The organism is Terribacillus saccharophilus, from assembly GCF_002272075.1.
Taxonomy (GTDB): domain Bacteria; phylum Bacillota; class Bacilli; order Bacillales; family Amphibacillaceae; genus Terribacillus; species Terribacillus saccharophilus_A.
Window position 1 is genome coordinate 1 of the sequence record NZ_NPBJ01000014.1, and the last position, 19679, is coordinate 19679.

General features: G+C 43.5%; 22 protein-coding genes. 11 read left to right on the forward strand and 11 right to left on the reverse strand.

Features of this window, described 5'->3' with window-relative positions; all coding sequences use genetic code 11:
- Window positions 1-7 precede the first annotated feature (7 nt).
- Both CHH48_RS07640 and CHH48_RS07645 read right to left on the reverse strand, forming a co-directional pair.
- Window positions 8-688 carry a response regulator gene (locus CHH48_RS07640; protein ID WP_095218550.1) on the reverse strand — a complete coding sequence of 227 codons (681 nt, stop codon included), beginning with the start codon at window positions 686-688 and terminating at the stop codon, window positions 8-10.
- Between the two features lie 177 nt (window positions 689-865).
- Window positions 866-2005 (reverse strand): sensor histidine kinase, encoded by a 1140-nt coding sequence (locus CHH48_RS07645; protein ID WP_095218551.1) that lies wholly within the window; start codon window positions 2003-2005, stop codon window positions 866-868.
- A gap of 138 nt (window positions 2006-2143) precedes the next feature.
- Between CHH48_RS07645 and CHH48_RS07650 the strand changes: the two genes are divergently transcribed.
- Window positions 2144-2776, forward strand: coding sequence for a YigZ family protein (locus tag CHH48_RS07650; protein WP_095218552.1), 633 nt, complete (start codon window positions 2144-2146; stop codon window positions 2774-2776).
- A 56-nt stretch (window positions 2777-2832) separates the two neighbouring features.
- On the opposite strand, the gene nagB is transcribed toward CHH48_RS07650, so the two are convergent.
- Window positions 2833-3588, reverse strand: a complete 756-nt coding sequence (nagB, locus tag CHH48_RS07655; protein ID WP_342747519.1) for a glucosamine-6-phosphate deaminase — start codon at window positions 3586-3588, stop codon at window positions 2833-2835.
- On the reverse strand, window positions 3582-4748 hold the full coding sequence (gene nagA, locus CHH48_RS07660) for an N-acetylglucosamine-6-phosphate deacetylase (RefSeq protein ID WP_095218553.1): 1167 nt from the start codon (window positions 4746-4748) through the stop codon (window positions 3582-3584). Before nagA ends, nagB begins: the two co-directional genes overlap by 7 nt.
- Window positions 4749-4887: 139 nt before the next feature.
- Between nagA and CHH48_RS07665 the strand changes: the two genes are divergently transcribed.
- The gene (locus CHH48_RS07665) at window positions 4888-5610 is read left to right on the forward strand and encodes a GntR family transcriptional regulator (protein ID WP_095218554.1); all 723 of its coding nucleotides are present in this window, start codon (window positions 4888-4890) and stop codon (window positions 5608-5610) included.
- A gap of 316 nt (window positions 5611-5926) precedes the next feature.
- Here the strand turns inward: CHH48_RS07665 and CHH48_RS07670 are convergent, their stop codons facing one another.
- Entirely contained in the window at window positions 5927-6430 is a 504-nt protein-coding gene (locus CHH48_RS07670) for a VanZ family protein (protein WP_095218555.1), read from the reverse strand.
- 180 nt (window positions 6431-6610) lie between these two features.
- On the opposite strand from CHH48_RS07670, the gene CHH48_RS07675 reads away from it, so the two are divergent.
- The gene (locus CHH48_RS07675; RefSeq protein WP_095218556.1) at window positions 6611-7207 is read left to right on the forward strand and encodes a class D sortase; all 597 of its coding nucleotides are present in this window, start codon (window positions 6611-6613) and stop codon (window positions 7205-7207) included.
- Window positions 7208-7234: 27 nt separating this feature from the next.
- Here CHH48_RS07675 and lhgO read toward each other — a convergent pair whose 3' ends face one another.
- Window positions 7235-8416 (reverse strand): L-2-hydroxyglutarate oxidase, encoded by a 1182-nt coding sequence (gene lhgO / locus CHH48_RS07680; protein WP_095218557.1) that lies wholly within the window; start codon window positions 8414-8416, stop codon window positions 7235-7237.
- Between the two features lie 16 nt (window positions 8417-8432).
- A complete protein-coding gene (locus CHH48_RS07685; RefSeq protein ID WP_095218558.1) occupies window positions 8433-9128 on the reverse strand; it encodes a FadR/GntR family transcriptional regulator in 696 nt (231 codons plus the stop codon).
- Window positions 9129-9360: 232 nt separating this feature from the next.
- Here CHH48_RS07685 and CHH48_RS07690 point away from each other — a divergent pair, with 232 nt between their 5' ends.
- Complete coding sequence (locus CHH48_RS07690; protein WP_245840327.1) at window positions 9361-10638, forward strand: Nramp family divalent metal transporter; 1278 nt, start codon at window positions 9361-9363, stop codon at window positions 10636-10638.
- A 126-nt stretch (window positions 10639-10764) separates the two neighbouring features.
- On the forward strand, window positions 10765-12024 hold the full coding sequence (locus tag CHH48_RS07695) for a cation:dicarboxylate symporter family transporter (RefSeq protein ID WP_095218559.1): 1260 nt from the start codon (window positions 10765-10767) through the stop codon (window positions 12022-12024).
- Between the two features lie 23 nt (window positions 12025-12047).
- Here CHH48_RS07695 and CHH48_RS07700 read toward each other — a convergent pair whose 3' ends face one another.
- From CHH48_RS07700 to CHH48_RS07715, 4 genes are read right to left on the reverse strand one after another with little or no spacing between them, the layout of a single operon-like run.
- On the reverse strand, window positions 12048-13100 hold the full coding sequence (locus CHH48_RS07700; protein WP_095218560.1) for a DUF871 domain-containing protein: 1053 nt from the start codon (window positions 13098-13100) through the stop codon (window positions 12048-12050).
- 48 nt (window positions 13101-13148) lie between these two features.
- On the reverse strand, window positions 13149-14525 hold the full coding sequence (locus CHH48_RS07705) for a PTS transporter subunit EIIC (protein WP_095218561.1): 1377 nt from the start codon (window positions 14523-14525) through the stop codon (window positions 13149-13151).
- 15 nt (window positions 14526-14540) lie between these two features.
- The gene (gene murQ, locus CHH48_RS07710) at window positions 14541-15431 is read right to left on the reverse strand and encodes an N-acetylmuramic acid 6-phosphate etherase (RefSeq protein ID WP_095218562.1); all 891 of its coding nucleotides are present in this window, start codon (window positions 15429-15431) and stop codon (window positions 14541-14543) included.
- Between the two features lie 9 nt (window positions 15432-15440).
- A complete protein-coding gene (locus tag CHH48_RS07715; RefSeq protein WP_095218563.1) occupies window positions 15441-16301 on the reverse strand; it encodes a MurR/RpiR family transcriptional regulator in 861 nt (286 codons plus the stop codon).
- Window positions 16302-16616: 315 nt separating this feature from the next.
- Between CHH48_RS07715 and CHH48_RS07720 the strand changes: the two genes are divergently transcribed.
- The 6 genes from CHH48_RS07720 to CHH48_RS07745 are packed head-to-tail and all read left to right on the forward strand — an operon-like array spanning window position 16617 to window position 19643.
- Window positions 16617-16964, forward strand: coding sequence for a YwqH-like family protein (locus CHH48_RS07720; RefSeq protein WP_095218564.1), 348 nt, complete (start codon window positions 16617-16619; stop codon window positions 16962-16964).
- A gap of 13 nt (window positions 16965-16977) precedes the next feature.
- Complete coding sequence (locus tag CHH48_RS07725) at window positions 16978-17262, forward strand: DUF5344 family protein (RefSeq protein ID WP_095218565.1); 285 nt, start codon at window positions 16978-16980, stop codon at window positions 17260-17262.
- Window positions 17259-18686, forward strand: coding sequence for an LXG domain-containing protein (locus tag CHH48_RS07730; RefSeq protein WP_095218566.1), 1428 nt, complete (start codon window positions 17259-17261; stop codon window positions 18684-18686). Before CHH48_RS07725 ends, CHH48_RS07730 begins: the two co-directional genes overlap by 4 nt.
- 28 nt (window positions 18687-18714) lie before the next feature.
- The gene (locus tag CHH48_RS07735) at window positions 18715-18960 is read left to right on the forward strand and encodes a hypothetical protein (protein ID WP_095218567.1); all 246 of its coding nucleotides are present in this window, start codon (window positions 18715-18717) and stop codon (window positions 18958-18960) included.
- On the forward strand, window positions 18953-19258 hold the full coding sequence (locus tag CHH48_RS07740; RefSeq protein WP_095218568.1) for a DUF4176 domain-containing protein: 306 nt from the start codon (window positions 18953-18955) through the stop codon (window positions 19256-19258). The genes CHH48_RS07735 and CHH48_RS07740 overlap by 8 nt, the downstream gene beginning before the upstream one ends.
- Window positions 19248-19643 carry a DUF4176 domain-containing protein gene (locus tag CHH48_RS07745; protein ID WP_095218569.1) on the forward strand — a complete coding sequence of 132 codons (396 nt, stop codon included), beginning with the start codon at window positions 19248-19250 and terminating at the stop codon, window positions 19641-19643. Before CHH48_RS07740 ends, CHH48_RS07745 begins: the two co-directional genes overlap by 11 nt.
- Window positions 19644-19679 lie beyond the last annotated feature (36 nt).

A 19679-nucleotide genomic window follows, 5' to 3' on the forward strand; every position in this document is an offset into this window, starting at 1 on the left:
TTTCACCTTACAATACTTCTACCCAACCGTTGCGGATTGCCGTTACAACTGCCTGCGTACGGTCGTTTACATTCATCTTCTGCAAGATATTACTAACGTGGTTCTTAACTGTTTTTTCACTGATATATAATGCTTCCGCTACACCGCGGTTGCTCTTACCGTCAGCAAGCAGCTGCAGTACTTCACATTCTCTGCGTGTAAGCAAGTGCAATGGACGGCGGTGTTCGCCGATTTTGCTCGAGATGGACGAATTGCTTTCCTCTGAAAGGCGTCGATATTCCTTCACAAGATTATGAGTGACTTTCGGATGCAAATAGGATCCGCCTTCACTAACGACCTTGATGGCATCAATTAAAGAATCTGCATCCATTTCTTTCAGCAGGTAACCTTGTGCACCTGTTTTCAATGCATGTGTCACATAGTTTTCATCATCATGGATAGAAAGGATGATAACATTGATATCTGGACGGTGCTTAATCAAGTCCGCTGTTGCTTGTACACCGTTCGTAGTCGGCATATTAATATCCATCAGAACGACGTCAGGATTAAACTTTTCAACAAGATCAAGCGCTTCTGAACCGTCGTCTCCTTCTGCTACGACCTGGAAAGCCGGTTCGAATTCCAGGATACGTTTAACACCCTCTCGAAATAGCTTATGGTCATCAATCAATAATATTCCAGTACTCATGTGTTCGCTCCTCCTACAAGTTCTTGTTATTTTTCATCTTTTGCTGCATGTTTTTAGAAATTATGAGTAAATTGTCAATATGAGTGCGTTAACAAGTCCCGTCTAAGCGGTTGACATTAATGCATGCTCCTAATTATAAGCATAATTACCTGATTATCGCCACTGAAATCCTTCTTTTTATCCCTCTGTAAGCGGTACCTTGATTAGGACTCGGGTCCCTTTTCCAATCTCAGAATGGAAGGCAATGGTACCATCTAACATCTCGACGCGCTCACGCATTCCGATGATTCCAAAGGAGTTTTCCTTCTTTACAGTAACATCGAATCCTTTGCCATCGTCAATGATGCTTATAACAACCAATTCCCGCATAACTTCAAGGCGGACCTTGATTGTGCTTGGCTCTGCATGCTTGACTGCATTCTGGACTGCTTCCTGGGTAAGACGGAACAATGCCACCTCATACTTCGGATCCAAACGTTTTTCTGCCTTCAATGCTGTGAAATCAATATGGATATTATTGAATTCTTCAATATTAGCCAAGTACTTCCTAATTGTAGGCAGCAGACCTAGATCATCTAGTGCCATCGGGCGAAGGTCATAGATGATGCGGCGCACTTCGTACAGCGAGCTGCGGACCATCTTGCGCATATTCTGAATTTCAAGCAGCGCTTCCTCTGTACTTCTTTCGCGGAAGGTACGATCAACAAGTTCGGATCTGAGGAGTATATTCGCCAGCATTTGAGCAGGGCCGTCATGCATTTCCCTAGAGAGCCTGCGGCGTTCTTCCTCTTGCGCTTCAATAATTTTCAATCCGAATTCCTGTTTCTCTTTCGCATCAATAATTAGCTGGGAAACTTGTTTAAAATCATCATTCAGATAATTTAGGACGACGCTAATCTTACCTACAAGACCTTCTGCGCGCTTCATTTTCAGTTCCAGCCCCTGCAATCGGCGCTGGATCTCATTACGGCGTTCCCGGAGAAGTTTTTCCTTTTCACGGGACATGCGCAACTCAATCTGAAGCTTATGGGTCTGCTCGTACACTTCCCGGATCTCTTCTTCCGAATAGCGATCAAAATCACGGCTCACATCGGACAAGCGAATCTTGGAATAGCGGACCTTTTGTTCCAGCTGATCACCTTCCTTGATCATATCGCCCACTTTTTCTTTCGTGAGCTGCAGATCAGCGAGAAGCTGATCATATTCCATGCGCGACTCTTCCCCTATGTAAAAAATCTCATCCTTGCTGTTCTCGACAGCTTCCACCATTTCATTGATGATCCGGTCGAGCGCTTTGTCTTCGATTTTTTTACCCATTTCATTTCTCCAATCTTGTATGCTATATCATTCGAATTACCCAACTGCTTTATGGGGTTTGCGGGATACTTTTCTATGTAATTCGTCATGTTTTCTGCTATCTTTATATAATGAGTGCTCAAGGAGGTAAAATGCAAGATGCTTACAACTTATTTTACCGTAAAAACGGAAGGTTCACACGAAATTGTCATCCAAAAATCCCGTTTTATCGGTCATGTGAAGCGTGTTGAGACAGAAGAAGAAGCGATCAATTTTGTTCAGAAAATCAAAAAAGAACATAAAGACGCCACCCATAACTGCTCAGCCTATATGATTGGCGAACACGACTTGATTCAAAAAGCCAGTGATGATGGGGAACCGAGCGGTACTGCTGGAGTGCCGATTCTGGAAGTATTGAAAAAGAAGGGCTTGAAGGATACCGCAGTGGTCGTCACAAGGTATTTTGGCGGTATAAAACTTGGAGCAGGCGGTTTGATCCGCGCTTATTCTGGTTCTGCATCGCAATCGATCGACGAAATCGGTGTTGTAAAACGGCAGCTCATGCAGCTGGCTGACATTCATATCGATTATACATTGCTCGGAAAAGTCGAAAATGAACTGCGGCAATCTGCCTATACATTGCGTAATATTGATTATGCTGATCGAGTCGTGCTTCATGCTGCATTCCAATCGGGACAGGAAGAAGAATTCCAAGCATATGTTACAGATATGACGAATGCACAGTCAGAAGTCACCTTTGGCGGCCAAGAATATATAGAAGAAGATGTGTAAAAGTCAAAACGGCTTTTACACATCTTCTTTTTTTCGACAAATTATTCCCCGGGAAATCACTTCCCGGCTTGATAATCTGCTGCCTTCAAGCCACTCAATGCTCCTTGATCCGCAATAATAGTGACATTCGGATGCTCTTTGATTATGGATGCTGGAAATGCTTCGGTTTTATCACCGTATACCAGCCTCTCTAATACAGAAGCTTTTTGTTCACCTGCCACAAGCAGCAGCAGTTCTTTACTTTCCATTATATTCTGGATGCCCATCGTGATAGCATGTGTCGGGACAGCTTCTAAGCTAGGGAAAAAGCGGGCATTCGCATTTCTCGTTGTCTTGTCCAGCTCCACTACATGGGTCCGCTGCTCAAATGGCGTATGTGGTTCATTGAAACCGATATGTCCATTTAAGCCGATACCAATTACTTGTAAATCAATACCGCCAGCTTCCTCGATCCGCTGCTCATAAGCCTTACACGCCTCGTCCATATCATCTGCTTCTCCATCCGGGAGATGCGCTTTTTCTGGGGACAGATCAATATGTTGGAACAGATGCTGCTTCATATAGTACGCATAGCTATTCTCGTCATCGGAATGAAGCCCTACATATTCATCCAGATTGAATGTTGCAGCTTCTGCAAAAGAAATACGTTTTTGATTATACATCTTGATAAGTGCGTCATACATACCTTCCGGTGTTGAACCGGTCGCTAGTCCCAGCACAGCATTCGGTTTATTAGAAATCTTCATGGCAATACGTTCGGCAGCCATTACACTAAGTTCTTTATAATCCTTTGCTTTTTCCATTGTCAGCATGATTCTTCCTCCTTCTGATAAGCCAAGTGTCCCTTGCAATAGGTTGCTTGCAATGTCAGCTGGTCATCCAGCAGAACGATATCTGCATCTTTTCCTATAGCCAGTGACCCTTTCCGGTCATATATTCCATACTGCTTGGCCGGATTTTCCGCCGTCATTTTGGCGATATCTGCAATAGACACATCTGCAAATGCAGCCATGTTCCGAACAGCATCCTTCATTTGCAGCATGCTTCCGGCGAGCGTCCCATCCGGCAGCAATGCTTTACCATCCTTCACAGTGACAGCCTGCCCGCCAAGGTCATACGTGCCATCTTCCAACCCTTTTCCGCGCAAGGAATCTGTAATCAGAATCAACCGGTCTGGACCGATATTCTGATAAATCAAACGCAGCATTTCAGGCGCTACGTGGATACCATCTGCTATTAGCTCAGACATGAGCATGGGTAATAGAAATCCTGCACCGACAGCCCCCACATCGCGATGATGAATTCCATTCATCTGATTGCACAAATGAGTCAGCTGCGTAATTCCCTGATCAGCAGCATCCTTTATCTGTTTAAAAGAGGCGTCAGTATGACCCGCCGATGCTACAATCTGTTCCGAAGCAAGCAGCTTCGTCAACTGGTAATCTTCGTCGCATTCAGGTGCTAGCGTCACTACTTTTATTTTATTTCCTGATAGCTTCTGCCACTTCTGGAAAAGTTCTGTATCAGGTTGGCGGATATGCGCGATCGGCTGAGCTCCTGCTTTTACAGGATTAACAAACGGACCTTCCAAATGCACACCGATAAGTTCAGCTTCTCCCGCTTGATTTGTAAACAAGCGTACTTGTTCCAAAGCTGTCTCAATTGCCTCTTTTTCTTGGGTAATTGTTGTAGCCAGGAAAGTAGTTGTTCCTTCATTCGGCAGCCAGGCAGCCATTTTGTGCAGACTTTCCTGCGTCGCATCCATCGTATCTGCTCCTGCTGCCCCATGAATATGTCCATCGATAAAACCGGGCAATGCATATCGATTTTCCCCATCCACTTCCTGACCATACTGCACGGATGGCTCATCTTCTCCTATTTCTACTATTTCCCCATTTCTCATACCGATATAACCCGTCACCAGCTTATCTGGCAGGCAAATTCGTACGTTGCGAAGCAAGATGTCACCCATAGCAAGATTCCTTCTTTCTTTGATAGTACCATTAGCTTAGCACATTGTATACACATTGTCTAACCACACATACAATCTGTATACATTTAACAATCAGCATGCTATACTTAGTAAAATAAAATGACAGAGGAGCACTAGCATGATCGACAAAAATTCACCTATTCCGCTTTATTTTCAGCTGGAGCAGGCAATTCGTGAACGCATCGAATCCGGCAGCTTGCCTCCTGGGGAGATGCTGCCGCCTGAAAGGCATTATACCGACTCATTAGCTATCAGCCGAATGACAGTAAGGCATGCAATGCAGGCACTAATAGAAGATGGGCTGCTAGAAAGAAGAAAAAATAAAGGTCTTTTCGTGAAAGTGCGTCCTTATCATCAATCTTTATCAAAATTGACAAGTTTCAGTGAAGATATGCAAGCTCGCGGACTTTCTTCATCCAGCAGTATATTGGAATGGAAGGAAATAAAATTAAGCAGTATGACTGCAGACAAATTACAAAAGGAAATCGGTGCAGCCGCAATCCGAATCAAACGTTTACGTTCGGCGAATCAGGAACCGATTGCTGTCGAAATAATAACGTCTCCCCTGGAAATGGCTAAAGATTTGACAGAAAACGACCTAAAGGAGAGCTTCTACGCTTATTTAGAGAAAGAAATGGGGTTTTCACTTCATCGCGCTGAACAGGAAATTGAAGCTGATTTGGCAGACGAAGAGCTAGCTGGATTGCTGAACATAACGCCAGGCGATGCAGTTCTGCGCATCCACCGCTTATCTTATCTGGAGGATGGCAGGCCCTTTGAGTACGTAACGAGCACGTATAGAGCGGATAAATACACGTTCACAAGCAGTTTCTATCGTTAATGGCACACAAAAAGAGCAGCGCCGGTTTCCGGTACACTGCTCTTTTAACTTTGGCTTACTGTACGATATGATTGTAGTTCTTGAATTAGTTTTGTCATCATGTCTTCCGTATTATTAATCTGTTTATTTTCCGTCTGGGAGATCAGCTTTACTAGGATATTCTTATATATTTCCTGCTCTTTCACTATGTCACCTCGTTTGGTAAATCGATACAATACATTATGTACGTAATCTGAATCGTGTGAATCATAGTGAATATACCACATTTTTCGCAAAAGCATGTCTATTTTTGCCAAAAATAAGGATTTCGGAGGATTTATGATCGTTTCCAGTAAATGTGATACAGATTTCTTCCGATAATTACCACTAGAAGTCCCACACAAGCACCGATTGTATCAATGACCACATCTCCGATATATGGTGTCCTGCCGGGAGTCAGGCTTTGATGGAATTCATCGAAGCAGGCATATAGAATTGATATTACCAATGCTATACGCAATGATAAGCGGTACTTCAAACCAAATCCCTTATAAAGTGCTGCAAATGCGAGAATCGCCAAGCAGAAATAGACACCAAAATGGGCCGCTTTCCTTATAAAGAATTCCACGAAAGAATACACGCCTACTGCCTGGACACTGACCTCCTGCCCATGATAGATAAAATGGATAGGTGAAAGAATTGGTTCAAGCGGACTTAAATCTATGTGGGAAGCAAGCATAGGCTTGATGTCCTGCTCCTGGTAAGGGGTAGCGGAAAATAGGAAGATGATGATGATGCAAGCAAGCGGCAGCATACCATAGACCCATTTTTTCAAACTCATCTTCTCCCCTCCCTTTTTTTGGATAAGCTTCGATTATATCATAACAGCGTATATAAGGGCAGTTTATCCCGTGCTTTGCTTTACTAAACCTTTACAAGAAACAGCTTCCGCGCTGGAAAATTTTTATATATAATATAAGTTAGATAGTATACAAGCCAGCTTGTACATAAAGGAGAACATATGAAACGATTCGCTGTCATATTAGTGGTTGCAGGGCTTTTATTGGTTGGATACGGAGGATTTGAATGGTATACGACCGCAAAGGCACAGAAAGATTCGCTATCCAGTGCAAAATCAATGCTTCATGAAGCTCATGCAGCAGAGAAACTTACACCTGAGCAAGCGGAAGAGAAAGCAAGCAGCTTCGAGCCTGGTCAAGGAGATGTGGTTGGTGTGCTGCATGTACCGAAGCTGGATGCAGATTTACCGATCGTCGAAGGGACAGATGCTGATGATCTGGACAAAGGCGTTGGCCATTATAAAGGAACCGCTTACCCGCTCCAAGATGACCAGATTGTCTTATCCGGCCACCGTGATACAGTATTTCGAAATATGGGAGAAGTGAAAGTTGGCGACACCTTTGTCGTTGAAATGCCGTATGGCTCCTTCACCTATAAAGTTGAGAATACGAAAATCGTCGATAAAGATGATTTGACAGTTATCGTCCCAACTGCTCCAGAGGAAGTTTTAACTGTGACAACATGCTACCCGTTTTCTTATGTAGGAGATGCTCCCGAACGCTTTGTCTGGACAGCAGTACCTGTGGAAACAGAATAAACCGAGCAGCCTAGACTGCTCGGTTTTCTATTGAACTTGTTTCCAAATTGTTTTGCCAATTTCCAGCGAGGCTGTCGCCGCTGGTGATGGTGCATTGCATACATGCAGCGTGCGTTTTCCTCGGATCAGCTGAAAATCATCCACCAGCCCTCCATCATGCTGCAAGGCTTGCGCCCGGACACCTGCCGGGGCAGCTTCCAGGTCATCCGCTTCAATAGCCGGGATAAGCTCTTGGAGACTTTTGACAAATTGACTCTTAAAGAAAGATCGGAAGTACTCCGCTGCTCCCTGCCGGTAATACTTTCCGGCAAGCTTCCAAAAACCCGGAAAGCGCAGCGTGTCAGCTAGATCTGCCAATGCAACATCCGTCTTTCGGTACGCTTCCCGCTTGAAGCCGAGCACTGCATTCGGTCCAGCTTCTACTCCTCCGCCGATCATCCGCGTAAAATGAACGCCCAGAAAGGGGAAGGATGGATCCGGAACAGGATAAATAAGATGTTTGACATAGTGCTTTGCTTGCGGTTTAAGCTCATAATATTCCCCGCGGAATGGAACGATTTTCGTATCGGTCAAATAGCCAGCCGCTTTTGCAATTCTGTCACTGTAGAGACCAGCACAGTTGATGACATAACTCGCTTGAAGCAAACCGTCTTTTGTGTGTATGACTGCTTGATGCAGCTTCTCCTCAATCTGTACCACTTCTGTGCCCAGCATAATCGTTCCGCCCTTGGACTGGATTCGTTCCGCCAGCACATGACATACCTGTTTATAATCTACAATCCCAGCCTGCGGAACCCGGATTGCAGCTAGACCGTTAGTATATGGTTCGATTTTCTGCAGCTGGCTTCTATCAATTTTTTCGATTTCCAGTCCATTCGCCAGTCCCCTGCGATAAAGCTGATCCAATTGTCTTAGCTCATCTTCCTTGGTCGCAACGATTACTTTCCCGCATTGCTCCACTTCGATGCCTGTTTCGCGGCAAAAGGCAAGCATGCTTTCACTTCCACGCTTTGCAAAAGCGGCTTTGAAGCTTCCGGGTTTGTAATAGATGCCCGAATGGATGACGCCGCTGTTATGACCCGTTTGATGCATCGCCAGCTCTGTCTCCTTTTCGAGGATAACAATTTCTTTATCAGGTGCTTCCTGCAGTATCGCATGGGCTGTAGCCAGACCAACGATGCCGCCTCCAACAATAGCTAAGTCATACATCTGTATCGCCCCTTTTTCAGCTGTCAGGGGTAAGCTTCTTCTCGACATTCCGCAGATGAATCAAGCACTGCAGACGTGCAAGCTCTGCTTCCCCTGCCTGGATGGCTTCATAAATCTTCTCATGTTCCTTGTAGATGATTTGCTTATTTCGCAAAAGATCCTGTTTCTCTTCAAAAGACAAAGCCAGTGCTTTCTTATAAACAGTGTCTAGATTGGCAAAGGTCTGGATCATGACCGGATTATGTGTTGCTTTCATAACAGCAAGATGGAAAGCAAAATCCGCATTGCGTCCTTTATGAGATTCAACGCTGTCAACTTCCACTTCTTTCATTAGTTCAAGCGCAGCGCGCATTTCATCCAATTCCTTCTCCGTCCGGCGTTCTGCCGCCAGCATAGCTGCTTCCGGCTCCAAAATCTTTCGCATTTCGAAAAGATAGCGGAAGCTGGCAAGATTCGATTCATCTACCATCACTTGGTGGAAGAATTCACCATGAAATGCCTGCTCCACGTAAGTGCCGCCGCCTTGTTTCGATGTGACAGCTCCCTGAGCTTTCAGCTCGCTTAATGCTTCCCGAATCGAAGCACGGCTGACACCATATTTTTCACATAGCTTTTTCTCCGTTGGCAGCTTTTGTCCCGGTTTGATATCTCCTTCCACTATTTGTTCCAATATTTCAGCCGCAATTCGATGCGCCATTTTCTCCTTTTTCATGTTGTATGCTTCTTCTCCTTTTTTGTCTGACAAGTACCAACCTATAAATATTACAAAACATTTTCCTATTCAGGTTTCCATCTTTAAAACTCCTGATATATCTAGGTTTTTTTAGCTCACTTATTATTTTAACATTCCATTTTTATTCATCAAGGATTTTTTGCCTTACAAATTTATCTTGCCAACTCTTATCTTTTATGTTTACAATCACAGTAGCGAAGGGGGTACGTGTATGGAAAACGAAAACAAACCAATGGCGCCCGCCAGTCCTACTCCTCCGAAGACTTTCGGCCAGAAACTCCGCAATGTCGGACCTGGCTTTGTCACCGCAGCAACGGGCGTCGGAACAGGCGATCTTATCGCTGCTCTAGTAGCCGGATCAGGCTTTGGCATGATGCTCGGCTGGGCAATCATATTAGGTTCTATCATCAAATATTTCCTCACCGAAGGGGTCGGCAGATGGCATCTTGCAACTGGCAAGACCATCCTTCAAGGCTGGCACTCACTCGGTAAATGGGCAACCGGCTATTTCGGTGTCTACGCAATCATTTGGGGCGTCCTTTACGGCGCTGCAGCCGGTTCCACGAGCGCATTGATGATGCGTTCGATGTTTCCGATCATGCCGCTTTGGGCATGGGCCATCATCCATCTCCTTATCGGTTTTGCATTAGTCTGGACCGGCAAATATATGTTGTTTGAGCGGGTTATGCTCGTCTTCATCGGCATTATGTTCGTCACTGTAGTAGGTACTGCAGTTATCTTGCTTCCTGATATCGGCAATATCGTACAAGGCATTGTTGTTCCAAAAATGGAAGCTGGAAGTTTCCTACTCGTCATGGGTCTGATAGGCGGCGTCGGAGGAACGATTACGATGGCTTCCTATGGCTATTGGCTGCAGGAGAAGAAATGGAAAGGAAAGGCTTGGGTCTCGATGATGCGCGTCGATAACAGCGTCGCCTACACGATGACGGCAATCTTTACACTTTCCTTGATGGTAATCGGTGCCGAATTCCTGCACAGCTCCAACATCCAGATTGACGGAGAAGCAGGCTTAATCACTCTTTCTGGAATGCTTGGGGAGGAGTTCAATGGAGCTGTTTCCTGGATGTTCATGCTTGGCGCTTGGTCAGCAGCTTTTTCTTCTTTGCTTGGTGTATGGAATGGTGTTCCATATCTGTTTGCGGATTTCATCCGTACCGTACGAAAAAAGAGGCAGTCAGAAGACAAACCTGTCTCTGAAAAAGATCCCGCTTATCGTTTTTATCTTGTTTGGCTTACATTTCCACCGATGCTTTTGTTATTCTTCGGCAAACCGGTAGGACTTGTACTGATTCAAGGAGCGCTCGGAGCATTGCTCATGCCGTTCCTCGCAATTACACTCATATGGCTGCTTAACTCGAAGCGTGTTGAATCGGATTACAGGAATGGCTGGATCACAAACGGCGTATTGGGTATCAGTATTTTGTTATTCGGTGCTTTGATGATCAACGAATTAATCAATTTGTTCTGATATACCCGGGGAGGGCACACAATTGTGTCTTCCTTTTCTTTGTTAGGAAAGTTGACATGATTCTAGTAAGCTATGCTATTATTACACGTACGTATTCATATCTTTACAACAACATGGGGGTACATCATGAAGCGTTTCAAAATCGGACTAGCCTACCAGATTCTTATCGGTCTAGTGCTAGGTATTATTGTTGGTGCAATTTTCTATGGCAGTGACACTGCCGTTAGCGTTTTACAGCCTTTCGGGGATCTATTCTTACGAGCAATCAAGATGATCGTCGTACCAATCGTCATTTCCTCCATCATTGTCGGTGTTGCTGGTGTTGGAGACATTAAACAGGTTGGTAAACTTGGATTCAAGACAATTCTTTACTTCGAAATCGTAACGACGATTGCTTTGATTGTCGGTCTGGCATTCGGTAACATCTTCCAGCCTGGTGAAGGCATTGATCGTTCTGCATTAGAGACAACCAGTATTTCACAGTACGAGGAAACTGCTGAAACACAAGAAGATCACTCAGTTGTGGATACATTCCTAGAGATCATCCCAACGAACGTCTTTCAGGCCATGACGGAAGGTGACATGCTCGCCATTGTATTCTTCTCAGTAATTTTCGGTGTCGGAGTAGCTGCCATCGGCCAGCGAGGACAACCTGTCCTTTCTTTCTTCCAAGGTGTCAGTGAGGCAATGTTCTGGGTAACCAACCTTGTGATGAAATTAGCACCTATTGGTGTATTTGGTCTTATTGGAGTAACAGTAGCACAATTTGGTCTACAATCTCTAATTCCGCTTGGTAAACTAGCTATTGTAACTTATGGCAGTATGTTATTCTTTGTCATTGTAGTTTTCGCCATTATAGCGAAGATTTGCGGAGTCAATTTATTCAAGATGCTTCGCATGCTGAAGGATGAATTACTGCTATCATTCTCCACAGCCAGCTCTGAGACGGTACTACCTAAGATAATGGAGAAAATGGAGCGATTAGGTGCACCTAAAGCGATCACATCCTTTGTCGTACCGACAGGGTATACGTTCAACCTGGATGGATCGACACTCTATCAGGCTCTGGCAACACTTTTCATTGCTCAGATGTATGGCATAGACATGTCTATTTGGGATCAATTGCTAGTACTAGGTGTCCTGATTGTCACTTCCAAAGGGATTGCAGCTGTACCAGGAGCAAGCTTTGTTGTATTACTTGCAACATTGAGTGCTGTAGGACTTCCAGCAGAAGGACTTGCCTTCATCGCTGGTATCGACCGTATTCTTGATATGGGTCGTACTGCTGTTAACGTTGTGGGTAACTCGTTAGCCGTTATTGTCATCTCAAAATGGGAAGGCAAATTCAAACTAAATAAAGATGTACTAGAACAGAAAGCAGGCTGAGGAATATCCTCACCTGCTTTTTTTCATAACCATATGACTCTGAATTGCGTTCCACCCTCAATATAGTTTAAAAGCGGTACATCCTCTGGTACAATCTGTCCGATCACATTGACTTTATCGTCTTGAGGCAAGTTTCTCCTGGTAATCTGGATTTCACCTTTGTAACGCATGTACAGATCGTTATCGATAGTTATGCTGCCTTCTTTTCGTTCGATACAGTTGAAGGGTTTTATCTCTGCATTCTGGAACATTCCGCTCATTCTGGATTCCTCTGAGCGGATCACATCCCGAGCCCGATCAGGCCGGTTATGTGTCCCCTTTTCCAGTAAATGATGAGCTTCTGTTCGCTCACCATAATAGTGTGCACGGAGTGTAATTGTATTTGATGCATCCTTAAGTTGCATTAGAGCCTCATCCGTCACGTCTGGATCTCCAATTAGGATTTTGTCCACATTGTACACTTTAAGCTCTTTATACGCAGCAAAGCTTCCATACATACGATGCTGCTCCAATGTTGGCAATCCTTGATGAAGCGGTCCCCGTAGATTACGGTCACCTGGTATAAATGCTTGCACCTTCAAGCCATGTGTTTGGAACAGGAGATTTTTCGCTAGGAAATCGCTGCGCGCAAGCCCCGTTTCCGGCCGAGGGTAAAAATTATGCCAGACTTCTGTGTGGGTAGTGCGCAAACCAGCCTCAATCAGTCGCTCTAGCTGTTCTTCTGTAAGTGTACTTGCATTCAAAGCAACCTTCATCTCTTGCGATAACCGGACAATCACATCATCCTCAATTCCGTAATCAATCCGCAAGCCTGTCAGTCCCCAATCCAACACCGTCTCTGCAGAATTCCAATCCAAATCGAGCTTCTCCATCGAAGCGGTCGAAATATCCGCTATCAATTCCATATCAAGAGCAGAAGCGATCGAACCAAGAAGCTGCAGTTTTGTTCGGTAAGCGGACGCATCTTCCTCCGGGATGTGAAGCGATGTAAACAAACTCCGGAAGCCAGCTTCATAAAACCGTCTGATTTTTTCTTCCTCTATACGTTCCTGTAAATACACAGATATCCCTAACACCTTATCCCTCCTATGTACAAAAAAGGCGTCATAAAGACGCCCTGATAATTATATATCCTTCGCCATGTCTTCCTTAAACCCGAAGAAGTAAGTAAACAAGAATCCAGCAATATAAGCGACAAAAATACCAATCAAATATTGCAGGTACTTTCCTTCTGCGATGAGCGGCGTTAAAGAAAGTCCGGAAACACCGATAGAAGTCGCGCCTGTTGCAAACAACGCCTGTGTGGCTCCACCAACAGCGGCACCAAGACATGCTGTTAGGAACGGACGTCCAAGCGGCAAGGTTACCCCGTATAATAGTGGCTCGCCGATACCAAGGAATCCTGCTGGTAAGGCACCTTTAATAATATTTCGCAAACGTTTATTACGTGTTTTGACAAAGACAGCAATAGAAGCTCCGACCTGTCCGCCGCCAGCCATCGCCAGAACAGGAAGCAATGCTGTAAAGCTGAACGTTTGGATAAGCTCCATGTGAATTGGAGTCAATCCATGATGCAGACCCACCATGACGAGTGGCAGGAAGAATCCAGCAAGCAAAGCACCCGCTACGACACCGCCGACATCAAGAATGGCGTTGATTCCGGAAGTAATACCATCTGATAGCACACCGGCAACGGGCATAATGACAAGTAAAGAAGCAACACCAACGAACAGAACGGTTAAGATAGGAGTAAAAATAATATCAATACTATTAGGCATGAATTTTCTTACGCGCTTTTCAATGAAACTCATCAGCCAAGCAGCAAAGATAGCTCCGAATAATCCGCCCCGGCCAGGAACGAGTGTTTCACCGAATAACGTGATATTTGCCAGCGCCGGATTGAACAGAATCATACCTGCGATAGCACCAAGCACCGGAGAACCGCCGAATTCTTTCGCCGTATTCCAGCCGACTAGAATCGCTAAGAAGCTGAACAAACTGCCACCGATCAGCTGCAGAATCTGGATGATACCAAGCGTAGGATCTGCACCAGCATTGACAGCGAAGCTCACACCACCATTGATGATACCAGAAGCAATCAAACCAGGGATAAGCGGAATGAAAATATTTCCGATACGCTTTAATAGGAACTTTATTGGCGTTTTATTTTTTTCCTTCATGTTCTCCCGTTTTAGCTGGGCTTTTTCCTCAAAGGTAAGATCATCAATTTCGGCTGCTTCTTCCCCGACACCGAGACCGGTGATTCGGCTGATCTCATCGGATACTTTATTAACTGTCCCAGGTCCGACTACAATCTGAATCGTATCATCTGCTACTACACCCATGACGCCATCGACTCGCTTTAGAGCATCAAAGTTCACCTGATTATCGTTTCTTACCCGCAAACGCACTCGTGTCATACAATGCGTCAAAGAAACTACATTCTGCTCTCCGCCAACTTCGCGGAGAATGTCTTCTGCCAATTGCTTCATCTTCGCCATTCTGATTCCTCCCCTTTACGCTTTTATCGCTGAACGGACAAATCCCTCTGCATTTCGAAGCTTCTCCTCTGCCTCCTCTTTTGTGACATCAAGCAGCAGCATGACAATTGCTGTTTTGACCTGGCCGTCTGCTTGATTAAAAACTTTCTCTGCTGCATCATAGTTCGCACCGGTTGCTTCCATGATGATGCGCTTGGCACGCTCCTGCAGCTTGTCATTCGTCGGCTTTACATCAACCATTAAATTTTTATATACTTTTCCGACTCCTACCATACTGGCAGTAGATATCATGTTCAGCACCAGCTTCTGTGCTGTTCCGGCTTTCAATCTTGTCGAGCCTGTCAGTATTTCCGGACCTGTTTCTACCTCAATGCTGATCTTCGCATGCTTTGAGATGGCTGCTTCTTTGTTACAAGCAACGCTGACTGTTGCAGCTCCTAGGGCTGCAGCATAATCCAGTGCCCCGATCACATACGGTGTTCTGCCGCTTGCAGCAATACCAATTACCGTATCTTTTGCAGTCAGACCGATATCCTGCAGCTCTTTTGCCCCAAGCTCCGGATTATCCTCCGCTCCTTCCTTCGCCTTACGGAAAGCGGACATTCCTCCAGCCAGCAGTCCTTGCACCATATCATGTGGTGTACTAAAAGTTGGCGGACACTCTACTGCATCCAAAATACCAAGTCTGCCGCTTGTGCCTGCCCCCGTATAAATGAGTCTGCCGCCTGCTTGAAAAGTTGCGATTACTTGCTCCACTGCTGCTTCAATTTCTGGCAGTGCTGCTTCCACCGCGTCCGGAACAGTTCGATCTTCCTTGTTCATCAGCTGAAGTACTTCCTTCGTGGTAAGCTGATCCAGCTTCATCGTACTTTCATTGCGCTTTTCTGTCGTCAGTTTATCTAGCATGTAATTCCCTCACTTTTGCTCTGTTTGGAATGCTTGCTGAATTGCCTGCCGTGATTTTTCTAGTGCGTCGATTGTATGCTCATAATCTCTTCCCGCCACTGCTGTGTAAATGATATCCATCAAGTACATTTGAACAATCCGGGAGCTTGTAGCCGCACTTCGGATACGTGCTTCTTTTGCCACAGTGAACAACTGGATATCAGCGAGCTCCTGCAGTCGGTTAGGACCTAGCTTCGTCATCGCAATCGTCGTTGCTCCAGCTTCCTTTGCCTGCTTTAAGACAGGTAGCAGCTGCTCCGTTTCTCCTGAGTAACTGATAACAAATGCAACATCCCCATACGTCAGATTCGCCGCCGATGCCAGTTGCTGATGGGCATCACTGTAAGCTGTACACCATTTACCAATCCGACCAAATTTCTGCTCTCCATCCTCTGCAACAAGATAAGAAGCTCCAACTCCATAGAAATCAATCTTTCTTGCCCTGGAAATCATAGAGACCGCCTGCTCAATTGCCATCGCTTCATTAACCTGCATCGTCTGGCTGATTGACTGGGTATGCTTCTCTGAAATTGCTTCCATCAAATGTGCAACCGTATCGTTCGGCTTGATTTCACCAAATGCATTTTTGTTACCGCTTTCATTTTGCAAATCTCCCGCAATCTTCAGCTTCAGTTCCCGGTACCCTGTCACACCGATTGATTTACAAAGACGGATAACGGCCGCCTCACTGGACCCGCTTTTTCCTGCCAGCTCCTGCACCGAAAGCTTTACCACCTCAGATGGATGGGCAAGTATGTAGTTGGCTGCATTTCTTTCAGAGGGCTTAATCAAAGGTAAGCTTTCTCGAAGCAGTGTTAAACCGCCCTTCACTGTCAGGATCACCTGCTTTCACTCTAAAATTTTAATTCATATTTAGATTATATTACTAAAATAAAATTTCATGAAGTGTTTTGTGAGAATTATTTACAGACTTTTTCTTGGATATGGTTTTACAATAAGATTTCATGGGTATGGAAAGTTATTTACATTAAATGGATATGTTAAATCATTTCGTAATGGGCATATGGATTCACAAAACTGCTTTATGTAATAAAAAACGAGTAACTTTTTCCTGTTTATAACAGCATTTACCATTTGTTATTATAACTATAGTAATATTAAAAATTACCGATTGTAGGTGTTTACATGTCTTTACTGGCATCTTTAATAGCTGGCCGTACCGATAAGTTAGAACAGCTATCACGACTTCGTCACGCTAAGTCCTCTATAGAATCCCTTCAGATTGATATGGTTCAGCATGGCAGAACTATTACTGAACCTGCACTTCCTTCCAATGCGTGGAAAGGAAGGACGACAGATAATTTTGATAAGAAACGTGATAAAGCTTTTCGTACTTATAAGGAACTCTCTCAAAATACGATGGACGATGCAATTAGGTTAATAAATAACAAAATTGGTACGCTACAAACAAGCATTCACACCACTGATTTTAGAATAGAAAAAGAAAAACAGCGTATTGAGGCAGAAAAGTGAAGGTGATTATCAAATGAGTGAAGAAATAAAAGTCGCCTATGAGGAGGCAAACAAATTAATAAGTAAGATTCAAAGTAATGCTGACAGCCTTGATTCAGATCTCCTACAAGCATTCGCTGATAAAAATGAATTGAACGCAGTGAAAAAAGTAAGGCAATCTAATGAAGCATTGATAAAGGTGACAGAAGCTTATAAACGGTTACTGACACAAAATAATGGAACAGCTCTACAGACAATCGAATCTTTCCGTACGACGGATGACTCTCTATCTAATTCGATTAAGGGAGTGATTAAATGAAACAATTACATAACCAATCCCTTCATACTGACATTAATCAACTGCTGAACCAATTTGACACAAAATTAGATCAAATGAACCAGCTGAGAAATGCTATAGTTGAACTTGTAAGTAACCAAGAGTCCTTCACTGGGGCAACAGGTAATTCCATCCGAACCTATTATCAAAATATACATCTTCCTTTCATTTCTTTTTATTGCGCTTCGCTTGAAAACTATAAGTCTAGCCTTCAAAAACTCCGGGAAACATCTTTTAACTTGGAAGAAAATAAAAGCGGTGTTATTAAGCAGGAATTTTTAGAAGGAGAACTGACTGATAGTCTGGACAGAACAAAAAGAAAAGCAATTGATTTAGTTGATGAAGCTAACAGTACGTTCAGTTCAATCAGTGATATAGTCCACATTAGTCATTTGAACACTGACGACTTTAAAAGCAGCATAGATGAAGCAAAAAGGGCAACTGATGAAACAGTAGAAGATCTTGTCAATTTTGATTCAAATAATAGTGAAGGTTTGGAATCTGTTGGAGACGATATTCTTATGATGGAGCAGTATGTAGCTGAAATGGAAAGTATGGTTAAGAATGGCACGTTGAGTTTGGAGAATTATACGCCGCTTCAAACTAATTTATCTCTAGCTCATTCGGCTATAATTCAATCATTGGATTCAAGAATTAATAGTTCATCTACTACTTATCCATATCAGTTTGAACCAATGAAAGCCCTCTATTCATCTAAAACACCATGGCAAAACATTACAACAGGGCAAAAAGGTTACGCTGCTTCTGCGTACAAGGTTTCCTCTGATACCAAGAAAGGCTATAACTTTGAACCTAATATAAAAGATGGATGGTCAGATGGAGTTGGTAATGCCAGCTTCTTATTAAACATTGACCTAGATGATAAAAAAGGTGAAATTGGCGGTTCTGCTTCTATAGTTAATACTGATTTCATGGATAAAGGTATAGAAAGTCTCAAAACTAAGCTTCTTTACGGTGATTTTCAAGCGGATGTGCCGTATGCTTTTAATTCGATATCGAATAGTATACTTTATGGACAAAACATCGGCGGGAAAATCGAAGCGGGCGTAGGGAAAGTTGAAATTTCTCACGATAATTCACCTATTTCTGGTTCCTTTAATTTTGGTCAAGCAGAAGCAAAGGCAAATTATGAAGACTATACTCTCTCTGCGGGTGCAAGTGCATCAGCAGTGAAATTAGAAATTAAAGTAGAACCTTTAAACTTCTTCGGTTACGAACCTCTCGAAGAATGGTTTGGTATTGAAAAAGATCCTTATTTAGGAGTTGATATATTATTAGGTTCTGCCGGTATAGGTGGATCAGTAGGAATGGAAACTAGTATATATGCAGCTTATGGTATCGGAGTAGGAGGAAAAGCTGGTCTTATGCCTGAGGATCAAGAGTAACTTAAAAACAACTTGAGGAGATTACACTATGGTACCCAATAAAGGAGAAAGAAAAAAAGCTATTCGCTTTGCATTACTTTTGTACAGTATTTTAATAGGATTAGCTAGTACTATCTGTTTCATAACCGCTATCTTCTTCGTGATTCCAAAAGAAGATTTACCTTATCTTATTGAACCACTCGTAATAATGGCTGTATTCCTTTATGGAACATGTGCTATCGCATTATTTATAAGATCAAGATTTTTCAATAAGGAGCGAATAAAGAATGAGTGACACCAATATTGAGTTAATTCCTATTGGTAGTGTAGTTAAATTAAAAAAAGTTGAAAAGCCTGTGATGATTTATGGCAGACATCAAATACAAGCTAAATCCAAAAGAATATTTGATTACATAGCAGTCCCTTATCCTGAAGGGAACTTGACTGAAGATTTTAATGTCTTCTTTAATAGAGAATCAATAGAAACTATTCTACATAGCGGGTATGATTCACCGATTGAAGTGATGATGAAAGAACAAATAGAAAAGGATTTATCCAACAGCAGAAAGAATGGTATGAAACATGAAGATTAAAAAACTTATATCCTTTTTTTTCCTCACTCTATTCCTAACTGGCTGCAGTGTCGGATTCACTACTTCATCTGGTGATGATGGATCCACCGAACAGCCACCGACTGTAGAAAATGTAAATACTGAAAACCTTATCCCAATAGGATCTGTTGTAAAGTTAAAGGGAGCAGAAAAGCCTGTAATGATTCATGGTTATGAACAGCAGGAGTACGGCTCTGAGAAACTCTATGATTACATATCCGTTCCGTATCCAGAAGGACATATCAGACCTGATTACAGCATCTTTTTTAACAGGGTAGATATTGAAGAAGTTCTGCATGTTGGTTATGTAACACCAGAAGATGAAAAACTTCGAGAAGAAGCTGATAGCAGGTTAAAAGAAGAATAGAATGCTTAAACAGCCAGGAATCAACAAAGTGAGGTG